Below are 18,719 nucleotides of genomic sequence, written 5' to 3' on the forward strand. Positions count from 1 at the left end.
ACAAAAATCACATAATTTGATTGTTATGTTTTATAGAGTAAATGCTTTATCTAAATATAAAAAAAAGCCCAACTGAATCGGGCTTTTTTGCAGTAGTCACCAGATTAGTAGCTTTCTGGTACTGCACTTAAGAATTCACGGCGTGCTTCTTTGTCAGTTTTAAAATCTCCGACAAATGAAACTGTACGTGTTGTAGACTCTTGTTTACCTACACCACGCATCATCATACACATATGTGCTGAATCGATAACCACAGCCACACCACGTGCGCCAGTCACTTCAGCTACAGCTTCAGCGATTTGCTGAGTTAAATTTTCTTGAATTTGCAAACGACGAGCAAACATCTCGGTAATACGCGCAAATTTAGATAAGCCAAGAACTTTGCCTTCTGGTAAATAGGCAACATGAACACGGCCATAGAACGGGAGGAGATGATGTTCGCAAAGCGAATAGAATTCAATATTCTTCACCAATACCATTTCATGGTTATCTGATGGGAAAACCGCATTATTGGTGACTTCTTCTAAAGTTTTACTATAGCCAGAAGTTAAATATGAAAAAGCTTTAGCCGCACGCACAGGCGTATCTTTAAGGCCGGGACGATTAAGGTCTTCACCGACGGCAGTCAGAATGTTTGCGTACGATTGCTGCATTGACATAAGGCGTATAAATTTACTCTATTAGACAAGCTCGGCATTGTATCAGAAACATGACCTGATGTTCATAACTCGTCGCACTATATTTATCCTGTTCGGCACGCATTAGATAAATGGTGAATAAATTTCATGTTTTTTATCGTTAATAGTCAATTATTTGAGCATGAAATGTGCAACTAATATGGTTAAGTTATAAATGATCGCCTGATGGCATCATATTTGCAAATATGCCGTACTATAGAGCATAAGGATAAAACATGTCAGAACGTCCAATCACCTTTTTTTTTCGTGGTAGTCAGCAACAAGTAGAAAATGTATTACCTACCATGACAGTCTTACAATTCTTGCGAGAATATATTCAAACGGGTAAGACTCGGCAGACTGGTACAAAAGAGGGCTGTGCTGAGGGCGATTGTGGTGCATGTACAGTAGTGATTGGTGAGTTGGTCAATGACAATCTGCAATTGCGCAGTGTGAATGCGTGTATTCAGTTTTTACCGACTTTAGATGGTAAAGCCCTGTTTACAGTAGAAGATCTGCATAATTTATTGCCTGCACAAGATGGAACACTTCACCCAGTACAACAGGCAATGGTGGATATGCATGGTTCACAATGTGGTTTTTGTACGCCCGGTTTTATCATGTCCTTATGGTCAATGTATGAAAATGAGCAACAGTCGCCAAGCAAAGATCAAATCAGCGATTATCTCTCTGGAAATTTGTGTCGCTGTACAGGCTATAGACCTATTTTAGATGCAGCACAAAAAGCATATGACTATCCGCGTGTTTTATTAAAACGTCAAAAAATAATTGATGTATTAAAAGAGATCAGAACATTACCTGCATTACATTTAAATGATCATGGTCAACAATTCTTTGCACCAAAGACTTTGCTGGATTTTGCCGCATTACGTTTGCAGTTACCGCAAGCGCGTATTGTTGCGGGTAGTACAGATGTCGGTTTGTGGGTAACCAAGCAGGGCCGTGCTTTGGGCGATATGCTTTATATTGGTCAGGTGGAAGAGCTGAAAAAGATTGTAGTCACAGAACATGCTTTAACGATTGGGGCAAATGTCAGTTTAAGTGATGCACTTATCAAAATTTCAGAGTTTTATCCTGATTTTCAAGAACTACAGCGCCGTTTTGCTTCTATGCCGATTAAAAATGCAGGAACCCTAGGTGGAAACATTGCTAATGGTTCGCCTATTGGCGACTCAATGCCGGCATTAATTACTCTAGATACACAATTGATTTTGCGTGTAGGTGAACAAACCCGTGAAATTGCCTTGGAAGACTTTTACCTCGATTATCAAAAAACAGCATTACAGCTTGGTGAGTTTGTCGAAGCAGTTGTTATTCCGCTCCGTGAAGGGCAGACGCGTTTTAAATTTGCCAGCTATAAAATTGCTAAACGTTTTGAGCAGGATATTTCTGCGGTATGTGCTGCTATTTCATGCGAGTTAGATGCTCATCATGTCGCTCACAATGTGAGAATTGCTTTTGGTGGCATGGCGGCTATTCCCAAACGTGCAAAATATGCAGAAGCCATATTGGAAGGTCAGCAACTTACAGCAGAATTGATAGCTAAGGCACAGGAGGCCTTGTCTCAAGACTATCAACCTTTAGATGATGGACGTGCTAGTTCGGCATATCGTTTGCACGTCGCGAAAAACTGTTTACAGCGTTTTTATGTAGAAAAAGTCCTGTCTCAAACGATTACTCGTGTGAATGATTTGATTGCTATGGTGGAGATATAACATGAACCAAACCATTGACTTAAGAGTTTCTAAAAAATCCGCTAAAGCAGGTGATTCGATTCCACACGAGAGCGCACATTTACATGTCACTGGGCAAGCAACTTATATCGATGATTTACCAGAGCTTGAAAATACCATGCATCTGGCGGTCGGATTTTCAAATTGTGCCAAAGGTAAAATTATTAAATTTGATTTGGATGCAGTACGTCAGGCTGATGGTGTCCATGCAGTTTTTTCGGCAAAGGATATTGAGGTTGAAAATAATTGGGGACCCATTGTAAAAGATGACCCAATTTTTGCCGAAGAGCAGGTTGAATTTTATAGCCAAGCCTTGTTTGTGGTTGTTGCTGAGAGTTATCAGCAAGCCCGTCAGGCAGTTCGCTTAGCAAAAATTGAGTATGTGCCTGAAACTCCAATTTTAACGATTCAAGATGCGATTGAAAAAGAATCGTGGGTGTTACCGCCTGTTGATTTTAGCCATGGTGAAGTTGAACAGGCATTTCAAAATGCAGCCCATCAACTTTCAGGTGCTATTGAGCTTGGCGGCCAAGAGCATTTTTATTTAGAAGGTCAGATTTCCTATGCGATTCCACAAGAAAATCAGAGCTTAAAAGTCTATTGCTCGACACAACATCCAACCGAAATGCAGCTGCTGATTTGTCATGCATTAGGCATGAATATGCATCAGGTGAGTGTGGAAAGTCGCCGTATGGGTGGTGGTTTTGGTGGTAAAGAGTCGCAATCGGCGCAGTGGGCATGCATTGCATCTTTGGCAGCACAAAAAACAGGTCGTCCGTGTAAATTACGTTTAGATCGTGATGATGACATGAGTGCTACAGGCAAACGTCATGGTTTTGCTTATGAGTGGTCTGTGGCTTTTGATGACAGTGGTGTTCTGCAAGGCTTAAAGGTGCAACTGGCTTCAAACTGCGGTTTTTCGGCTGATCTTTCTGGCCCAGTTAATGAACGAGCGATTTGCCATATTGGTAACGCCTATTATCTAAATGCAGTTGAGTTGCGTAACTTACGCTGTAAAACTAACACTGTTTCTAACACGGCATATCGTGGTTTCGGTGGACCGCAAGGCATGTTTGTCATTGAAAATATTATTGATGACATTGCTCGTTATTTAAGTTGTGACCCAGTTAAAATTCGTCAACGTAATTTCTTTGCCGAGCAGCCTGGTGCTGGACGTGACCGTATGCACTATGGGGCAGAAGTCCGTGATAATGTTGCGCCAAAATTAGTAGCCGAACTATTGCAAAGTAGTGACTATGCGAAACGCAAACAGAGCATTCATGCCTTTAATCAGAACAATGACATCATTAAGCGTGGTATTGCGTTAACTCCATTAATGTTCGGTATTTCGTTTAATGCCGTACATTACAATCAGGCAGGTGCACTGGTCTACGTATATATGGATGGTACTGTTTCTATTACACATGGCGGTACGGAAATGGGACAGGGGTTATATACGAAAGTACGTCAGGTTGCTGCGCATGAGTTGGGTTTACCAATCGATAGCGTTCGTTTAATTGCAACAGATACTTCTCGGGTTCCAAATACTTCAGCAACAGCAGCATCGAGTGGAGCAGATTTAAATGGTAAAGCTGTTCAAAATGCCTGTATTAAAATTCGTGAGCGTCTGGCAAAACTTGCCGCAGAAATAAGTGACAGTGCGGCTCACCAAGTCCAGTTTGAAGATAGTATGGTTTCAACAGCGAATGGTCATTCATGGACTTTTCCTGATTTGGTTCAACGGGCATATATGGCGCGTGTACAACTATGGGACAGCGGTTTTTATAAAACGCCAGAAATTCACTATGATCAGGTCAACCATTTAGGACGTCCATTTTTCTATTACGCTTATGGCGCAGCCGTCAGTGAGGTCGCAATAGATACGCTAACTGGGGAAATGAAAGTATTACGTGCTGACATTTTGCATGACGTCGGACGGTCAATTAACCCTGCAATTGATATTGGACAAATTGAAGGTGGTTTTATACAAGGGATGGGATGGCTCACGACAGAAGAGTTGTATTGGCAGCCACAAGGACCACACGCAGGCCGTTTGTTTACCCATGCACCTTCAACTTATAAAATCCCGACCAGTGTGGATATTCCTCATATTTTTAATGTGAAACTGTTTGATAACCAAAATCAGGCGGACACCATCTACCGCTCCAAAGCGGTAGGTGAACCGCCATTTATGTTGGCATTATCTGTTTTCTCGGCAATTCGTCAGGCGGTACAGGCGGCTATTCCAGAAAATGCACCGCTCGTACTCAATGCTCCAGCAACTGCCGAAGAAATTTTACGTGCAATTGCGATTGGACGAGGACAAGCTTTGGCTGACCGCCCACAAGCTAAAATGTAGAAGATTATGCAACATTTACAATGGTGGACTGATTTTGTGGCGTGGCAAGTCGATGCTCTGCCTATGGTATTGGTCACAGTAGTCCGCGCTGATGGTTCAACACCACGAGAAGTTGGTGCAACCATGTTATTGCGGTTTAATTTGCAACAGCAATGGCAGCAGTCAGATACGATCGGTGGTGGGCATTTAGAGTTTCAGGCTATTGATATTGCTAAAGCAATGTTAAGTGAAATGGATACTTGTGTCAGGCGTATTGAACGCTTTAACCTCAGTGCTCGGTTGGGGCAGTGTTGTGGCGGAGTAATGTGGTTATTGTTTGAGAAAATATCACCCACTGAAAGCGCATCGGATTTATCTGCGAGTTTGCAAGCATGGCGAGCCGGAAAGCATATATGGCGTACCGTCTCACATCAATATGCGTCCACTTGGCAGACTAGAGATATGGAACAACAATCAAGTTTCGAGTTTCATTCTGGCAACAGTGAAGAATGGCAATTTGGCCAGCAGATTCAACCTTATGCTATGCAAGTGCTGATTTGTGGCGCGGGGCATGTGGGTGAAGCAATTGTCCGTTGTTTATTGCCTATTGGCGTTCGGGTGAAATGGATTGATCCACGTGATGATATTTTCCCATCAGACTTACTGGAAAATGTTCAATGTTTAACGACTGATACGCTTGAAGCTGAGATTGAGCATTTTGACCGTTCAGGTGCAGTTTTAATTTTAACTCATGATCATCAATTAGATTTGCAACTGTGTTTTTCAGCCTTGAAACCTGCGGCAAAACCATTTGCTTATGTTGGGATGATTGGCTCAAAAAGTAAAAGGGCTATTTTTGAAAAGCGTATGCAAATACGTGGTTATACTCAGGAAACATTACGACGTTTGGTTTGCCCGATCGGGGTAGAAGGGATTTCATCTAAACAACCTGCAACGATTGCCGTTGCAGTAGTTGCTCAATTATTACAGGCATTTGATGTAAAAAAATGATCCCAAAGGATCATTTTTTTTGTTCAAACTTTGGATTTTTTTCTGCACGTTTAAGCAGTACGAGAACGGCACCTGTGCCACCTTGATTTTCTGGAGCACTTACAAAAGCCAAAACATCGCGGTGTTGACGTAACCATCCGTTGACATAGGTTTTTAAGACTGCTTCTGGGCCTTTGCCATGCACAATTTTGATGACATTTTGATTCTCATCTTTTGCCATCTGGATAATTTGTAAAACTGCGTCACGTGCTTGTTCAATGGTACAGCCGTGTAAATCTACAGCCTCAAACCAGCGCATCTTGCCTGCTTTTAAGTCTTCAAAAACCTTATGTTGAAGAGTCGCAATGCGATAGCTTAACGTTGCTTGGCTTGCGACAGGATTTAAAGCAGCTTGAGTGTCTGATAGCTCGGCATGCTCAGTGTCACGACCGCCTTCGGCAGCTGCACGTTTTGCTAATGTTTGAGCATCAACTTTTTTGGCACGAGGTAGTTTGACATTAGCTACATTACTATTGTTGATGCGTTTAACACCTGCAACAGCTTGTTGAAACAAATGTGTATCTTCCAATTCTTCAGGCTCAGCCTGAGATTTTTTAGTCTCAGGCTGATTTGCGATTTTGCTTGAATGAGGATTGGAGATTTGCTTTTTAAATTGCTTCAATAATTTCTGTTGCTCTTTAGAAAGCGATGAATCTTTATTACTCATATATCTTTATTAAACCGTTTGAGGTTGTCCAAAAAGAGCAGTAAAAGCTTGATCTGGACGTGGTTGTTTCATAAAACTTTCGCCGACTAAGAAGCTGTGAATATTATGCTCTTGCATCATATGCACATCGGCTGGTGTCGCAATACCGCTTTCAGTGATTAATAAACGTGAGGCCGGAAGTAATTTTTTCAATCGAATGGATGTATTTAAATCCACATCAAACGTTTTTAAATTACGGTTATTCACACCTAATAAACATTGCTCAGAAAGCTTTAAAGCGCGTTCCATTTCTTCTTCGTCATGAACTTCAACTAATACATCGAGTTGATGTTCAAACGCAGTTTTAGACATTTCTTCGAGTTGCTGGTCAGACAAACAAGCAACAATTAATAAAATACAGTCAGCATGCAAAGCACGTGCTTCAACTACATTATATGGGTCAATCAGAAAGTCTTTACGTAAAGCAGGCAGGGCACAATGACTACGGGCAATCGCAATATTCTCATCTGCACCCTGAAAGAAATCAACATCGGTCAGTACCGATAAACAGGCTGCTCCAGCTTGTTCATATTGCTGAGCAATTTCAGCAGGATTAAAGTCTGCGCGAATAATCCCTTTAGATGGAGACGCTTTTTTAATTTCAGCAATCACACCTGGACGTTTATGTTCTAAAGCATTCGCAAAGCCACGCACTGGCGTTGCAGCTTTTGCTAGTTCTTCAACATCTTGCAAATTACGTTGTTTTAAACGTGCAGAGAGTTCCTCATGTTTACGGTCAACAATTTTACCTAAAATGGTATTTTGAATATTAATCATGAGAAGTCCTTAATCTGCCTGACATTGTTTTAATGTTTTAGTAAATTCAGCCAAAACACTCATTTTTTCTAAAGCTTGTCCGCCGTAAATAATATCTTGAGCGAAGGTAACAGCTTGAGCATAAGTTTTGGTAATACCCGACACATAGATTCCTGCGCCTGCATTAAGCGCAATCATATTTGCTGCTTTTTCACCAATATGAGTTTTATTTTTACCCAATGCATCTTTAATCAGCTTTAAGCTGGCAGCAGCATCGGCAACTACTAAACCGTTTAAAGTTTGTGACTCAATCCCGACATCTTCAGGGGTAAGTGTCCATTCAGTAATTTCACCGTCTTTCAGTTCGGCAACAGCAGTAGGAGCTGCAAGGCTAATTTCATCAAGACCATCTCTTGAATGAACGACCATGACATGTTCAGCACCGAGCTGTTTCATAACCTCTGCAATAGGACGACAAAGCTCATCTGAAAATACCCCAATCACAAAGCGTTTCACACCAGCCGGATTCGTAAGCGGGCCGAGTAAATTGAAAATGCTACGAACACCAAGCTCACGACGTGGGCCGACAGCATATTTCATTGCTTTATGATGGTTTGGAGCAAATAAAAAGCCTACACCCATCTCACGAATGCAGCGCTCAGTTTGTTGCATGTCTAAATCAAGGTTAATACCTGCCTGTTCAAGTAGATCGGATGAACCTGATTTACTTGATACGCCTCGGTTACCATGCTTTGCAATGGTTGCGCCTGCTGCTGCAATCACAAAGCTTGAAGCAGTAGAGACATTAAATAAGTTTTGTCCATCACCACCAGTACCGACAATATCAACTAAATATTTGATATCGCTAACATCAATTTTAATCGCGAATTCACGCATAACACGTGCAGCAGCAGTAATTTCGTCAATACTTTCACCTTTCATGCGAAGGCCCATCATCAAAGCACCAATTTGTGCTTCGGTTGCCTCACCTTGCATGATGCTACGCATAATGTCTTCCATTTGCGGCTGAGTCAGGTGAATATTTTTTGTAATATGGTTAAGTGCTTGTTGAATATTCATAGTGATCACTTATGCATAAATATCTAAAAAGTTTTTAAAGATTTGATGGCCATGTTGACTCAAAATTGATTCAGGATGGAACTGCACGCCTTCAACAGGCAATGTCTTATGTTTAACACCCATGATTTCTTCCATTGAGCCATCTGCTTCATTGGTCCAGCACGTTACTTCAAGGCAATCAGGCAGTGTTTGCTGATCAATCACCAAAGAATGATAACGAGTTGCTGAGAATGGGCTAGGAAGATTACTGAAAATACCTTTATTGCTATGGTACATATCAGATAAACGTCCGTGCATCACCGTTTTGGCTCTTACAATGTTTCCGCCAAAAGCTTGCCCAATACTTTGATGCCCTAAACACACGCCAAGCAAAGGAATTTTTCCGGCAAAGTGGTTAATTGCAGGAATTGAAATACCAGCTTCGCTTGGAGAGCAAGGGCCAGGACCAATCACGAGATATTTAGGTTGCCATCGTTCAATATCCTCTAATGTGACTTGATCATTGCGAACAACTTTTACTTCCTGATCCAACTCGCCAAAATACTGGACGATGTTGTAGGTAAAAGAGTCGTAATTGTCGATCATTAAAAGCATGATGAACTTAACCTCATGATAGTTAATATATATTTAATAAGTGACTAGAGATTTACTCACAATATTGCTCACTTTTTAAAAAGTACCTTTATTTGATCAAATAAAAAGCCGCTTTCTAAGCGGCTAATATAACAAAAAAAGAAGTAACCAGTTTAACTATTTCATTCGTTAGAAATTTGCAGAAAAAACGACTTTGAGAAGTGAAACTTTTTGAGATGATAAATAACTACAACTCGGGCAGAATAAGCTTTTCATTGGAAATAGAAAATTATTCTGCCTGAGTTAAAAAAGAAGATTAAATCGCTCTAGTGTTGTAAATCAGCCAGTCTAAAACTTCTCCAGACAAATGTTCAGCAAGTCTTTCTTGGACTGTTTGATGGTAATGATTTAGCCAGTCTTTCTCTTCATTAGTTAGCATATCAACTACGATACAGTCTAAATGAATCGGGCAAAGGGTCAGCGTTTCAAACTCCAAGAATTCACCGTAAGTTTTTTCAAACCCAGAGTGGAGCTGGTTTGCAACTAGATTTTCAATGCGAATACCATATTGTCCCTCATGGTATAAGCCCGGCTCGTTAGAAATAATCATTCCTTCACGCAACTTACTATAAGCATGTATAGGCGCATAATAAGAAAGCACTTGTGGACCTTCATGTACGTTAAGCGCAAAGCCTACGCCGTGGCCTGTTCCATGTCGATAATCTAAACCATGTTGCCATAAAGTATTACGACAAATTGAATCGAGTAGAGGAGCTGCTAAACCTTCTGGATAAATCGTTTTTGCCAAAGCAATGTGACATTTTAAAACCAAGGTGTAGTCACGTTTTTGTTGCCCTGTTGGCGTGCCTACAGGAACAACACGAGTAATATCCGTTGTTCCATCTACATATTGCCCACCTGAGTCAATCAGCAATAGACCATCGCCTTCAATAAATGAATAGTGCTCTTCAGTTGCACGGTAGTGGGGCAAAGCACCATTAGCATTAAAGCCAGCAATCGTTGAAAAACTTGGTCCTATAAAACCCTCTTGCTCAGCACGGAAAGCTGTAATCTTTTCATCAATAGTGAGTTCTGAAATACTTTCACCATGATGAAGCGTTTTTTCTAACCAGTGGAAAAAGTGGCAAAGCGCGACTCCGTCTTTAACCATTGCATGACGGATATGAGCAATTTCGCTTTCATGTTTATGCGATTTAAAAAGCGTACTTGGGTTGATGTCGTATACAACCCGAATATCTTTTGCGATGGCTTGTTCATGAAAAATCGAGACTTTGGCTGGATCTAAAAGTACTGAAGCATCAGAGATATTCGATAAAAACTTAGCTGTATCTTGGTAGTTATGAATTTCAATACCATCGGCTTTTAAAGCCTGTTGAGTAGTTAAATCGACTTTGTTGTTATCAATGAATAAAACAGCTTGTTGAGCACTGATATATAAATGCGAAAGAAACACAGGGTTGTATTCTACATCTTGACCACGTGCATTTAAGACCCATGCAATATCATCTAAAGATGAAATGAAATGCCCCGAAATATTCTTGCTATGTAAAGTCTCACGAATAGCCTGAATTTTCTCTTTACGAGATAGTGCATTTAGCCCTTCAGGCATTAAATAGATTTTTTCAGAGGGTAGTTCTGGGCGGTCTAACCAAATCTCTCCAACTAAATCTTTTTGTGTCTCGAGTTTATAGCTATGAACTCGTGCAGTATGTTCGAGTGCTTTAAATTGTTGAATAGATAAGGTATGTCCATTTACAGCAATGATCGAATTTGCTGCTAAGTTTTGTGTAATCCAAGCTAAATGTGTTGAAGACTCATCACTTGTTAATTTTTGAAGATTAAAGCCAGTTCCAACCAGTTGTTGCTCAGCTTGTACCCAATAGCGACCATCTGCCCATAGGCCAGCAAACTTTTGTGTCACCACAAGCGTACCAACAGAACCACTAAAACCACTGAGCCATTGTCTTACCTTCCAATAGTCTGGTAAATATTCTGACATGTGGGGATCGGCACTCATCACAACAAAAGCATCAATTTGCTGAATGCGCATGAGTTCACGAAGTTTCTCAAGTTTTTCTGGAACAGTTAAGATGTTCATATGGTTTCCAATTCAGGTTGAACTTTACTGGTACTTTTATTCATTAATCTATTGATAGGTTTCTTTAATAAAAATAACACGATTGCGCCAATCACCAACGCTAAAACACATCGCATAAACAGGGTGGGTAAATGATTAATACCATCTGCCGATACGTGCCCGCCAATTAAACCCGCGATAAGATTACCTAAAGCTGAACCAGTAAACCACAGACCCATAATTTGACTACGGATGACATCAGGTGCAAGTTTAGTCATGGTTGATAAGCCAATTGGGCTTAGACAAAGTTCGCCTAGGGTAAGAAGAAATAAAGTACCAACTAACCAAAATGGTGAAACTGCCCCGCCATTAATAGCAAAATGACTGGCAAGAGACATGAGCAAAAAGCCACCTGCTGCGAATAACAATGCAATAATAAATTTGCTGATATAGCTTGGGTCTTTATTTACCTTACTTAGCTTCACCCATAGCCAAGCTGCAACTGGAGCAAAAACAATAATAAATAGGGCATTGATTGATTCAAACCATACCGTCGGGATCTCAAATCCGAAAACAATACGGTCTGTATAATCTTGAGCAAATAAAGTAAAAGTTGTGGGCTTTTGTTCAAACGCCGACCAGAATAGGGCAGATGCTGCTAATAAAACGAAACAAATAATAATTTTGAATTTATCATGCTGCTCTAAGTTTAAGAAAAATAATAAATAAGCAAAGTAAGTAATAATCCCAATGCCTAGTGCAACTGTTAAATAAGTTGCTACCGCGACTGGATTGATATGAATAACGCCAAAGAAAGTAAGAGCGATAACGACTGCGACACTTAATAAAAATGAGAAAGCAATTTTGGGCGCATTTTTATTTTCTACCACAGGTCTATTGCAGTTATCAGTTTCTTCACGCAATTGATTAAAAGTTTGTAGCTGAGGAATGGCCAATGCACGGAAGATGAGTAATGCAATCAACATTCCAAGGCCGCCAATCCCAAAACCTAGATGCCAGCCATGATCGCGAGCCAATATACCTGTAATAAGCGGGGCAATAAACGACCCCATATTAATCCCCATATAAAAAATGGAGAAGCCGGCATCTCGTCTACTATCTTGCGCTTTGTATAATGTTCCGACAATTACTGAAATACAGGTTTTAAATAAACCTGATCCAAGAACAATAAGAACTAAACCAAAATAAAAAAAGAATTGATCAAAAATGGTAGTGAGGGCAATTGATAAATGACCTAGCGCAATAATAATAGAACCATACCAAACAGACCGGGCCTGACCTAACCAGTTATCGGCAATCCAACCACCAAAAACGGTCATTAAATACATGGAGCCTGCAAATAACCCAACAATTGCTGCTGCGGTTGGGCGGTCAAGACCTAAACCACCATCATTGACCATTGCAATCATATAAAGAACGAGTAAAGGCCGAATTCCATAATAAGAAAATCTTTCCCAAAGCTCTGTAAAAAATAAAGTTTTTAATGGTTTGGGATGGCCGAAAAAAGCTTTGTCATATTGTTCGAGTTCATGCTTCATTTCAAATCCTTTGAGCATATTTGTAGTTTAAAAAACAAAACTTTTAGTTTGTTTAGTTATAAAAAAAAGTTATGTTTTATTTTTTAGATTTTTTTAATTTTAAAAGCAAGTTTGTCATGTATAAAAAAGGTATATAACAAATGGTAAAAAATCCCTTTGATTTCTTACTGCACCAAAGCTGATCAAAACTTGTTTCATGGCAGATAAATTGATAAGCGAAAGAAAACTAATTTTATAAAACTTTAGTATTTATTGAGGTAAGAGGATGATTCGATCGCTGACGTTTTTAAGTTTTTGAGAACTATTCTTTGAAGTGATATTTGCGTTAAAGCTTTTGGCAAAGGCATGGATAGATATAGAAGAGACAACTAAAGGTTAAAATTTTATAAGCCATCTTTTATTATTTTCATTCATTGTAATAAGAAAGTCAGCTTTCTATATGAGAAAGTATTATGATCATGAATGACTGTTAGATATTGATGCGGTGATTCATATTGGCGCAACAATTTTGCACTAAATTAGGGCGATTGCGAGCTATTCTTGTATGCCATAATTTGAAAATGTCTGAATATGGTGCATTTAACTATGCAAACAGTATAATGGGTTCAAGACAAGGGGCCTAAATCATGGATAGTTATAAGCAATTCAATGTTTTAGGTAAGTCTTATAAAGTTGGTATGAGAATTGCTATATAAATACCAGCAATTAACACGCACTTAACAAGTGCAACAAAATTTCATTGGAGCAAAATGAGCATGGCGAACAAGGTCCTTCAACTCATACAAGAAAGTGGCGCAAAATGGGTCGATTTTCGCTTTACTGATACTAAGGGTAAAGAACAGCACGTAACTTACCCAGCTGATTCTATTGATGAAGATACTTTTGAAGACGGTAAAATGTTTGATGGTTCTTCAATCGCTGGTTGGAAAGGCATTGAAGCATCTGACATGATTTTACGTCCAGATGCAGAAACAGGTTTTATCGACCCGTTCTTTGCTGAACCAACTGTAGTTGTGACTTGTGACGTTATTGAACCTTCAACTGGTCAAGGTTATGAGCGTGACCCACGTTCGATTGCTCGCCGTGCAGAAGAATACTTAAAATCTACAGGTATCGGTGATACTGCATTCTTTGGTCCAGAACCAGAATTTTTTGTATTTGACGAAGTGAAGTGGGACATCGATATGTCTGGCGCTCGTCATACATTAATCGCTGAAGAAGCTGCTTGGTCTACTGGTAAAGATTACGAGTCTGGTAACTCTGGTCACCGTCCACGTGTTAAAGGCGGTTATTTCCCAGTTCCTCCTGTTGATTCTTCACAAGATATGCGTGCAGAAATGTGTGCAAAAATCGAAGACATCATGGGCCCAGGTCGTGTAGAAGTACATCACCACGAAGTTGCTTCTTGCCAGTTAGAAATTGGTGTGAGCTTCAATACACTTGTACGTAAAGCTGACGAAGTTCAACAGTTCAAATATGCTGTTTGGAACGTTGCTCACCAATATGCAAAAACTGCAACCTTTATGCCTAAACCAATGGTAGGTGATAACGGTTCTGGTATGCACGTTCACATGTCTATCTCTAAAGATGGCAAGAACTTGTTTGCTGGTGATGAATATGCAGGCCTTTCAGAAATGGCATTGTACTTCATCGGTGGTGTTATCAAGCATGCTCGTGCATTGAACGCAATCACAAACCCATCTACAAACTCATACAAGCGTTTGGTTCCTCACTTCGAAGCGCCAATCATGCTTGCTTACTCAGCACGTAACCGTTCTGCGTCTATCCGTATTCCATACGTTTCTAGCCCTAAAGGTAAGCGTATCGAAGCTCGTTTCCCAGACCCAATGATGAACCCGTACTTAGGTTTCGCTGCATTGTTAATGGCTGGTATCGACGGTATTCAAAACAAGATCCATCCGGGCGAAGCTGCTGATAAGAACTTGTACGATCTTCCTCCAGAAGAAGAAGCAAAAATCCCAACAGTTGCTCATAGCTTAGATATGGCTCTTGAAGCACTTCAAGCAGATCACGAATTCTTGTTAAAAGGCGGCGTGTTCACTAAAGAAATGCTTGATGCATACATCGAGCTTAAAACTGAAGATGTACGTCGTCTTAACACGACTACTCACCCAGTTGAATTCGATATGTACTACAGCTTGTAATACATATTTTCATAAAAAAGCCTGCTTATGCGGGCTTTTTTATTGCTTGGAATGTTGATTGAATTCTCTACGTTTTTTATCAAAAAATTGGGGTAAACTAGGTGCGAGTTTTCATGTGAGCAGATTATGCGTAAACGACAACCAGTACTTAAACAGGAAAAGACTTTAAATCCTGAATTGAAAACATGGTTGTATGCGTCTGGTTCACTGACCCAACAATTGACTGAACTTGGCGGTGGCCAGTTTAGTGTAAAGCCTTTTCAAGAACATTTTCAGCGTTTAACTTTTGCAGATAGTCAGTGGATGAAGATGTCTCATGCTCACACTTCGTGGGTAAGGGAAACCTATTTATATGGCTGTGAAGCAGAGCCATGGGTTAAAGCAAAAAGTATTTTTCCAATTCAAAGTTTACAAAAAAAAGCCCGTATATTTCAGCACATTGGTTCTAAGCCAATTGGCTTTTTTCTATTTCAAAGAACAACACCACTTTGTGACCGCCGTGTCATTCGTTTGCCAGAAGGTTGGACAAGACAAAGTTGCTATACTTGGCATGGGTGTAAATTTATTGTTCAAGAAACATTCTTACCGGCTTTTGAAGCTTTTTTAAATCAGCAGCACGACAAGGAATTACTATGACGACTGCAACAAGCACAACATGGCGTCAGCGCTTAGAGGCTTATTATTATCTATGTCGATTTGATAAGCCAATTGGTACTGAACTGGTGTTCTGGCCAACCATGTGGGCGCTTTGGATTGCATCAAAAGGAATACCTGATTTAGGTATTTTATTTGTCATGATTTTAGGCGTGATTTTTATGCGTGCTGCGGGGTGTGCGATTAATGACTTTGCTGATCGTAAAGTAGATGCTCATGTTGAACGTACTAAAACGCGTCCGCTCGCAACTGGAATTATTCGTGCAAGAGAAGCAGTATATGTGTTTTTAGTACTCGTTTTAGCAAGCGCATGTTTATTGTTCTTTTTACCCATTGAAACCTTTTACTGGTCATTTGGGGCATTATTTTTAGCGTTCATTTATCCATTTATGAAACGCTATACCAACTTACCACAGGTCTTTTTGGGTGCGGCATTTTCATGGTCGATTCCAATGGCTTTTACTGCGGTAGGTAAAACACCAGATTTGACTTGTTGGCTACTTTATTTTGGTAATCTGGCGTGGACAGTAGCTTATGACACTCAATATGCAATTACAGACCGTGAATACGACTTGAAGATTGGCGTGAAATCTACGGCTATTCTTTTTGGTCGATATGACATTCAGATTATTGCACTCTTACAGGCAACTAGCCTTGTTTTGATTGGGGCTGCACTGTATTTAGAAAATATCTTATTTCCATGGGCGATCATTGCTTTAATTGTTGTTGCATTCGATTTTATATATCAAACAATTAAAACCAAAGACCGCAACCCTCAAGTATGTTTTTGGGCATTCCGTCACAATCGCTGGGTTGGATTAATCATTTTTCTAGGAATATTTTTAAATTTCATATAGTAAAAATGACCGCAAGGTTGAAAAGTGTTCTATGCAGAGCACTTTTTTTATGTCTTAATATTCGTGCATAAAAAATATGCGGAATAAATAATACATAAAAAAGGATATTCTATGAAACGGTCAAAAATTGCTTTAGCTATAACATTATCGGTTTCAACATTATTTCTTGCAGCATGTAATGACAATGATGATGACTATGTTGGCGTAAACCCTGATAAAACCTATCTGTCTGAAAGTAATTACGCTATAGATCAAGTTGATAATGCTTCAACGATTAAAGTAATGACTTATAACATGGCAAATGTTCAAGGAAAAACAGCAACTGCCACAGCAATGGTATTGTTCCCCAAAGCCACACAACCGAAAGATGGTTATCGCGTGGTCGTGTGGGAGCATGGAACTGTTGGGGTGGGTGATGGTTGTGCGCCAAGTAAGAATACAATTAATCCACGATTTAAAATCCTAGCTGAGACTTTATTGGCGGCTGGTTATGTGATTGTGGCGCCAGATTATGAGGGTTTAGGTACCCCAGGAGTACATCCGTACTTAAACTTATCTAGCGAAGCAAAATCAGCGCTTGCGGCAGTAAAAGCAGTAAAAGAGCATTATGGTGCCCAGTTAAAAGGTGATTGGATGTCGATTGGTCAGTCACAAGGTGGACATGCATCTTTAGGTACGGCCGAATTTGCCAATACGGATGCAAGTTATAAAGGAGCTGTAGCTGGTGCACCAGCTTCAAGCTTAGGAACAATTATTCAAATTTATATTGATCCTCAATTTAATCTTGATGCAAATGGAAAACCTAAACAAGTAAATAAATTGGATGAGAACTTACTACAAGTTCGTTATGCAGTGGCCAATAAGTTGATTACAGAAGCTGAAGGTCAGGTGATGATTGACCAAATTGCAGATGGTTATGCCGAATTATTAGCATATGCAGCATTCGCAAGTGCAGGAATTAAAGCACAGCAACCAAATTATGATATGAAGTCAATCTTTACATCAGGAGCGGCTGACGTTGCAGAATTGGCTTATGGACGTACAGGTGATGATGGGGCTTGTTTAAGTTATCCTACACCTGATAGTGCAAATGGCTTGCAAGAGAAATTTAAAGCAGGAATTTTAACTTTCTTGGCTGATCCTACTCATCAAATTGCACAGTACGGTATTGATCTGAATAAATTCAAGACAGATCAAGTTGTCCAAAACTTTTTGAAAACAACCCAACCTGCGACGAATGCTACAGCCGAGAAAGTTATTAAAACGCCTGTATTTATTATTCAAGGTGAAAAAGATCAAGCTGTATTGCCAGTAGTTACCCAAGCCTTATTCGAGAATATGAAAGCGAAAGCTGTGAGTTTGTTCCCACAAGCAGCCTATGATAAAGGCTATAAGCTAACCATTGTACCGAATGCGACCCATACGCAAGCAATCATATGTCAAAATGCCAATACTGTAGATTTCATTCAAGCCAATATGTCAGCTGGTACGGGTATTGTACTAACAGATGCTCAGAAGGATGCTAGCCAAAGTCCTCACTGTACCGGTAAATTCTAAGATTTAATTATCTAATTAAAAAATTAGCTTTAAAAAAAGAGCCACTTTATAGCGGCTCTTTTTGTTATATTGTTACGTGGTCTGAAATTGATACTATTTGAGTTTAAAGCATTTATGAGCCAGCAACCTGTTGAAAAAAAATCTGTTCCTTGGTTATTAATGGGATTAGGTTTACTTATTCCCTTTTTAATTATTGGAATACTTTTCTTGGCTGCAAAGAGTGATGCTAAGACTAAAAAGCAATACGAACAGCAGCGTTTAGAAATGGCAAAAAGAATCGCTGAAAAAGAAGCGGCAAATTCTGAAAAGAAATAACAGCAGCTTATTAATGAATATCCTTTTGTAGCTGACGTACACTTGGGATGTTTGTATAACGTTTTACTATATAACCTGCTTCTGTGAGCATTTGATCACGAATACGGTCTTCTTCTGCTTTTTCAAGATGGGTAGGGTCATCTAGCTCAATAATGGCAATTACTTCCATCTTGTCGTTAAGTACAACGAAGTCGGTTACTTTACGGTTGAACTGACTACGAATTTTATAGTCATTGCTGGTAATCAAAGCACTAAAAGCCACTTGTGCTAAAACATGATGACTTGGAAAACTTTGTTTTAAACGAATAAACATTTGAGTTTCAAAGTTGGTAATGACAGGACGAGCAAAGAATTTTTGTTTTGGAAATAAATAAGGGCGTAAACAAACAACAAGAAAAATGCAGGTGCTTAAGCAACCTAAAACAATAAAAAATAAGTGACTCGATTCGAACATGTGAAGGCATCATACAAATAAAAACCCACTCATGATGAGTGGGTTTTTAAGAATCTTGGCTCTCCAACCTGGGCTCGAACCAGGGACCTGCGGATTAACAGTCCGTCGCTCTACCGACTGAGCTAT

16 protein-coding genes are annotated in these 18,719 nt (G+C 39.8%); 8 read left to right on the plus strand and 8 right to left on the minus strand.

Annotated features, from left to right (window positions below; translation table 11 throughout):
* Positions 1-104: 104 nt before the first annotated feature.
* Positions 105-653, minus strand: a complete 549-nt coding sequence (folE, locus tag F968_RS05100) for a GTP cyclohydrolase I FolE (RefSeq protein WP_001187844.1) — start codon at positions 651-653, stop codon at positions 105-107.
* Positions 654-913: 260 nt separating this feature from the next.
* On the opposite strand from folE, the gene xdhA reads away from it, so the two are divergent.
* From xdhA to xdhC, 3 genes are read left to right on the plus strand one after another with little or no spacing between them, the layout of a single operon-like run.
* Complete coding sequence (gene xdhA / locus F968_RS05105) at positions 914-2,413, plus strand: xanthine dehydrogenase small subunit (protein WP_004790941.1); 1,500 nt, start codon at positions 914-916, stop codon at positions 2,411-2,413.
* Between the two features lies 1 nt (position 2,414).
* Positions 2,415-4,790: a xanthine dehydrogenase molybdopterin binding subunit gene (gene xdhB, locus F968_RS05110; RefSeq protein ID WP_004790943.1), complete on the plus strand. Its 2,376-nt coding sequence runs from the start codon at positions 2,415-2,417 to the stop codon at positions 4,788-4,790.
* Positions 4,791-4,796: 6 nt separating this feature from the next.
* Positions 4,797-5,780 carry a xanthine dehydrogenase accessory protein XdhC gene (xdhC, locus tag F968_RS05115; protein WP_004790945.1) on the plus strand — a complete coding sequence of 328 codons (984 nt, stop codon included), beginning with the start codon at positions 4,797-4,799 and terminating at the stop codon, positions 5,778-5,780.
* Positions 5,781-5,790: 10 nt separating this feature from the next.
* On the opposite strand, the gene F968_RS05120 is transcribed toward xdhC, so the two are convergent.
* The 6 genes from F968_RS05120 to F968_RS05145 all read right to left on the minus strand — a co-directional run bounded on the left by F968_RS05120 (position 5,791) and on the right by F968_RS05145 (position 12,609).
* Positions 5,791-6,486, minus strand: coding sequence for a Smr/MutS family protein (locus F968_RS05120; protein WP_004790947.1), 696 nt, complete (start codon positions 6,484-6,486; stop codon positions 5,791-5,793).
* 9 nt (positions 6,487-6,495) lie between these two features.
* The gene (gene trpC / locus F968_RS05125) at positions 6,496-7,302 is read right to left on the minus strand and encodes an indole-3-glycerol phosphate synthase TrpC (protein WP_004790950.1); all 807 of its coding nucleotides are present in this window, start codon (positions 7,300-7,302) and stop codon (positions 6,496-6,498) included.
* A gap of 9 nt (positions 7,303-7,311) precedes the next feature.
* Positions 7,312-8,361: an anthranilate phosphoribosyltransferase gene (trpD, locus tag F968_RS05130; protein WP_004790952.1), complete on the minus strand. Its 1,050-nt coding sequence runs from the start codon at positions 8,359-8,361 to the stop codon at positions 7,312-7,314.
* A gap of 9 nt (positions 8,362-8,370) precedes the next feature.
* Positions 8,371-8,955 (minus strand): anthranilate synthase component II, encoded by a 585-nt coding sequence (locus F968_RS05135; protein WP_003650566.1) that lies wholly within the window; start codon positions 8,953-8,955, stop codon positions 8,371-8,373.
* A gap of 295 nt (positions 8,956-9,250) precedes the next feature.
* Positions 9,251-11,053, minus strand: a complete 1,803-nt coding sequence (locus F968_RS05140) for an aminopeptidase P family protein (protein WP_004790955.1) — start codon at positions 11,051-11,053, stop codon at positions 9,251-9,253.
* Positions 11,050-12,609, minus strand: coding sequence for a peptide MFS transporter (locus F968_RS05145; RefSeq protein WP_081399481.1), 1,560 nt, complete (start codon positions 12,607-12,609; stop codon positions 11,050-11,052). Before F968_RS05145 ends, F968_RS05140 begins: the two co-directional genes overlap by 4 nt.
* Positions 12,610-13,340: 731 nt before the next feature.
* On the opposite strand from F968_RS05145, the gene glnA reads away from it, so the two are divergent.
* The 5 genes from glnA to F968_RS05170 all read left to right on the plus strand — a co-directional run bounded on the left by glnA (position 13,341) and on the right by F968_RS05170 (position 18,139).
* A complete protein-coding gene (gene glnA / locus F968_RS05150; RefSeq protein ID WP_171056845.1) occupies positions 13,341-14,756 on the plus strand; it encodes a type I glutamate--ammonia ligase in 1,416 nt (471 codons plus the stop codon).
* Between the two features lie 126 nt (positions 14,757-14,882).
* Positions 14,883-15,392 carry a chorismate--pyruvate lyase family protein gene (locus tag F968_RS05155; protein ID WP_004790961.1) on the plus strand — a complete coding sequence of 170 codons (510 nt, stop codon included), beginning with the start codon at positions 14,883-14,885 and terminating at the stop codon, positions 15,390-15,392.
* A complete protein-coding gene (gene ubiA / locus F968_RS05160; protein ID WP_004790963.1) occupies positions 15,389-16,267 on the plus strand; it encodes a 4-hydroxybenzoate octaprenyltransferase in 879 nt (292 codons plus the stop codon). The genes F968_RS05155 and ubiA overlap by 4 nt, the downstream gene beginning before the upstream one ends.
* 111 nt (positions 16,268-16,378) lie before the next feature.
* Positions 16,379-17,824 (plus strand): alpha/beta hydrolase family protein, encoded by a 1,446-nt coding sequence (locus F968_RS05165; RefSeq protein WP_004790965.1) that lies wholly within the window; start codon positions 16,379-16,381, stop codon positions 17,822-17,824.
* 114 nt (positions 17,825-17,938) lie between these two features.
* Positions 17,939-18,139 (plus strand): hypothetical protein, encoded by a 201-nt coding sequence (locus F968_RS05170; protein WP_004790966.1) that lies wholly within the window; start codon positions 17,939-17,941, stop codon positions 18,137-18,139.
* Between the two features lie 10 nt (positions 18,140-18,149).
* Here F968_RS05170 and F968_RS05175 read toward each other — a convergent pair whose 3' ends face one another.
* Complete coding sequence (locus F968_RS05175; protein WP_004790967.1) at positions 18,150-18,593, minus strand: DUF2726 domain-containing protein; 444 nt, start codon at positions 18,591-18,593, stop codon at positions 18,150-18,152.
* Positions 18,594-18,719: the final 126 nt, after the last annotated feature.

Source organism: Acinetobacter sp. NIPH 817, from assembly GCF_000368405.1.
Lineage (GTDB): Bacteria > Pseudomonadota > Gammaproteobacteria > Pseudomonadales > Moraxellaceae > Acinetobacter.

Coding starts and splice junctions, on each gene's coding strand:
- F968_RS05145 (WP_081399481.1), bottom strand. CDS start 12,609: ATGCTCAAAGGATTTGAAATGAAGCATGAACTCGAACAATATGACAAA.
- ubiA (WP_004790963.1), top strand. CDS start 15,389: ATGACGACTGCAACAAGCACAACATGGCGTCAGCGCTTAGAGGCTTAT.
- trpC (WP_004790950.1), bottom strand. CDS start 7,302: ATGATTAATATTCAAAATACCATTTTAGGTAAAATTGTTGACCGTAAA.
- F968_RS05165 (WP_004790965.1), top strand. CDS start 16,379: ATGAAACGGTCAAAAATTGCTTTAGCTATAACATTATCGGTTTCAACA.
- F968_RS05140 (WP_004790955.1), bottom strand. CDS start 11,053: ATGAACATCTTAACTGTTCCAGAAAAACTTGAGAAACTTCGTGAACTC.
- F968_RS05155 (WP_004790961.1), top strand. CDS start 14,883: ATGCGTAAACGACAACCAGTACTTAAACAGGAAAAGACTTTAAATCCT.
- F968_RS05120 (WP_004790947.1), bottom strand. CDS start 6,486: ATGAGTAATAAAGATTCATCGCTTTCTAAAGAGCAACAGAAATTATTG.
- xdhC (WP_004790945.1), top strand. CDS start 4,797: ATGCAACATTTACAATGGTGGACTGATTTTGTGGCGTGGCAAGTCGAT.
- xdhA (WP_004790941.1), top strand. CDS start 914: ATGTCAGAACGTCCAATCACCTTTTTTTTTCGTGGTAGTCAGCAACAA.
- xdhB (WP_004790943.1), top strand. CDS start 2,415: ATGAACCAAACCATTGACTTAAGAGTTTCTAAAAAATCCGCTAAAGCA.
- trpD (WP_004790952.1), bottom strand. CDS start 8,361: ATGAATATTCAACAAGCACTTAACCATATTACAAAAAATATTCACCTG.
- folE (WP_001187844.1), bottom strand. CDS start 653: ATGCAGCAATCGTACGCAAACATTCTGACTGCCGTCGGTGAAGACCTT.
- F968_RS05170 (WP_004790966.1), top strand. CDS start 17,939: ATGAGCCAGCAACCTGTTGAAAAAAAATCTGTTCCTTGGTTATTAATG.
- F968_RS05135 (WP_003650566.1), bottom strand. CDS start 8,955: ATGCTTTTAATGATCGACAATTACGACTCTTTTACCTACAACATCGTC.
- glnA (WP_171056845.1), top strand. CDS start 13,341: ATGAGCATGGCGAACAAGGTCCTTCAACTCATACAAGAAAGTGGCGCA.
- F968_RS05175 (WP_004790967.1), bottom strand. CDS start 18,593: ATGTTCGAATCGAGTCACTTATTTTTTATTGTTTTAGGTTGCTTAAGC.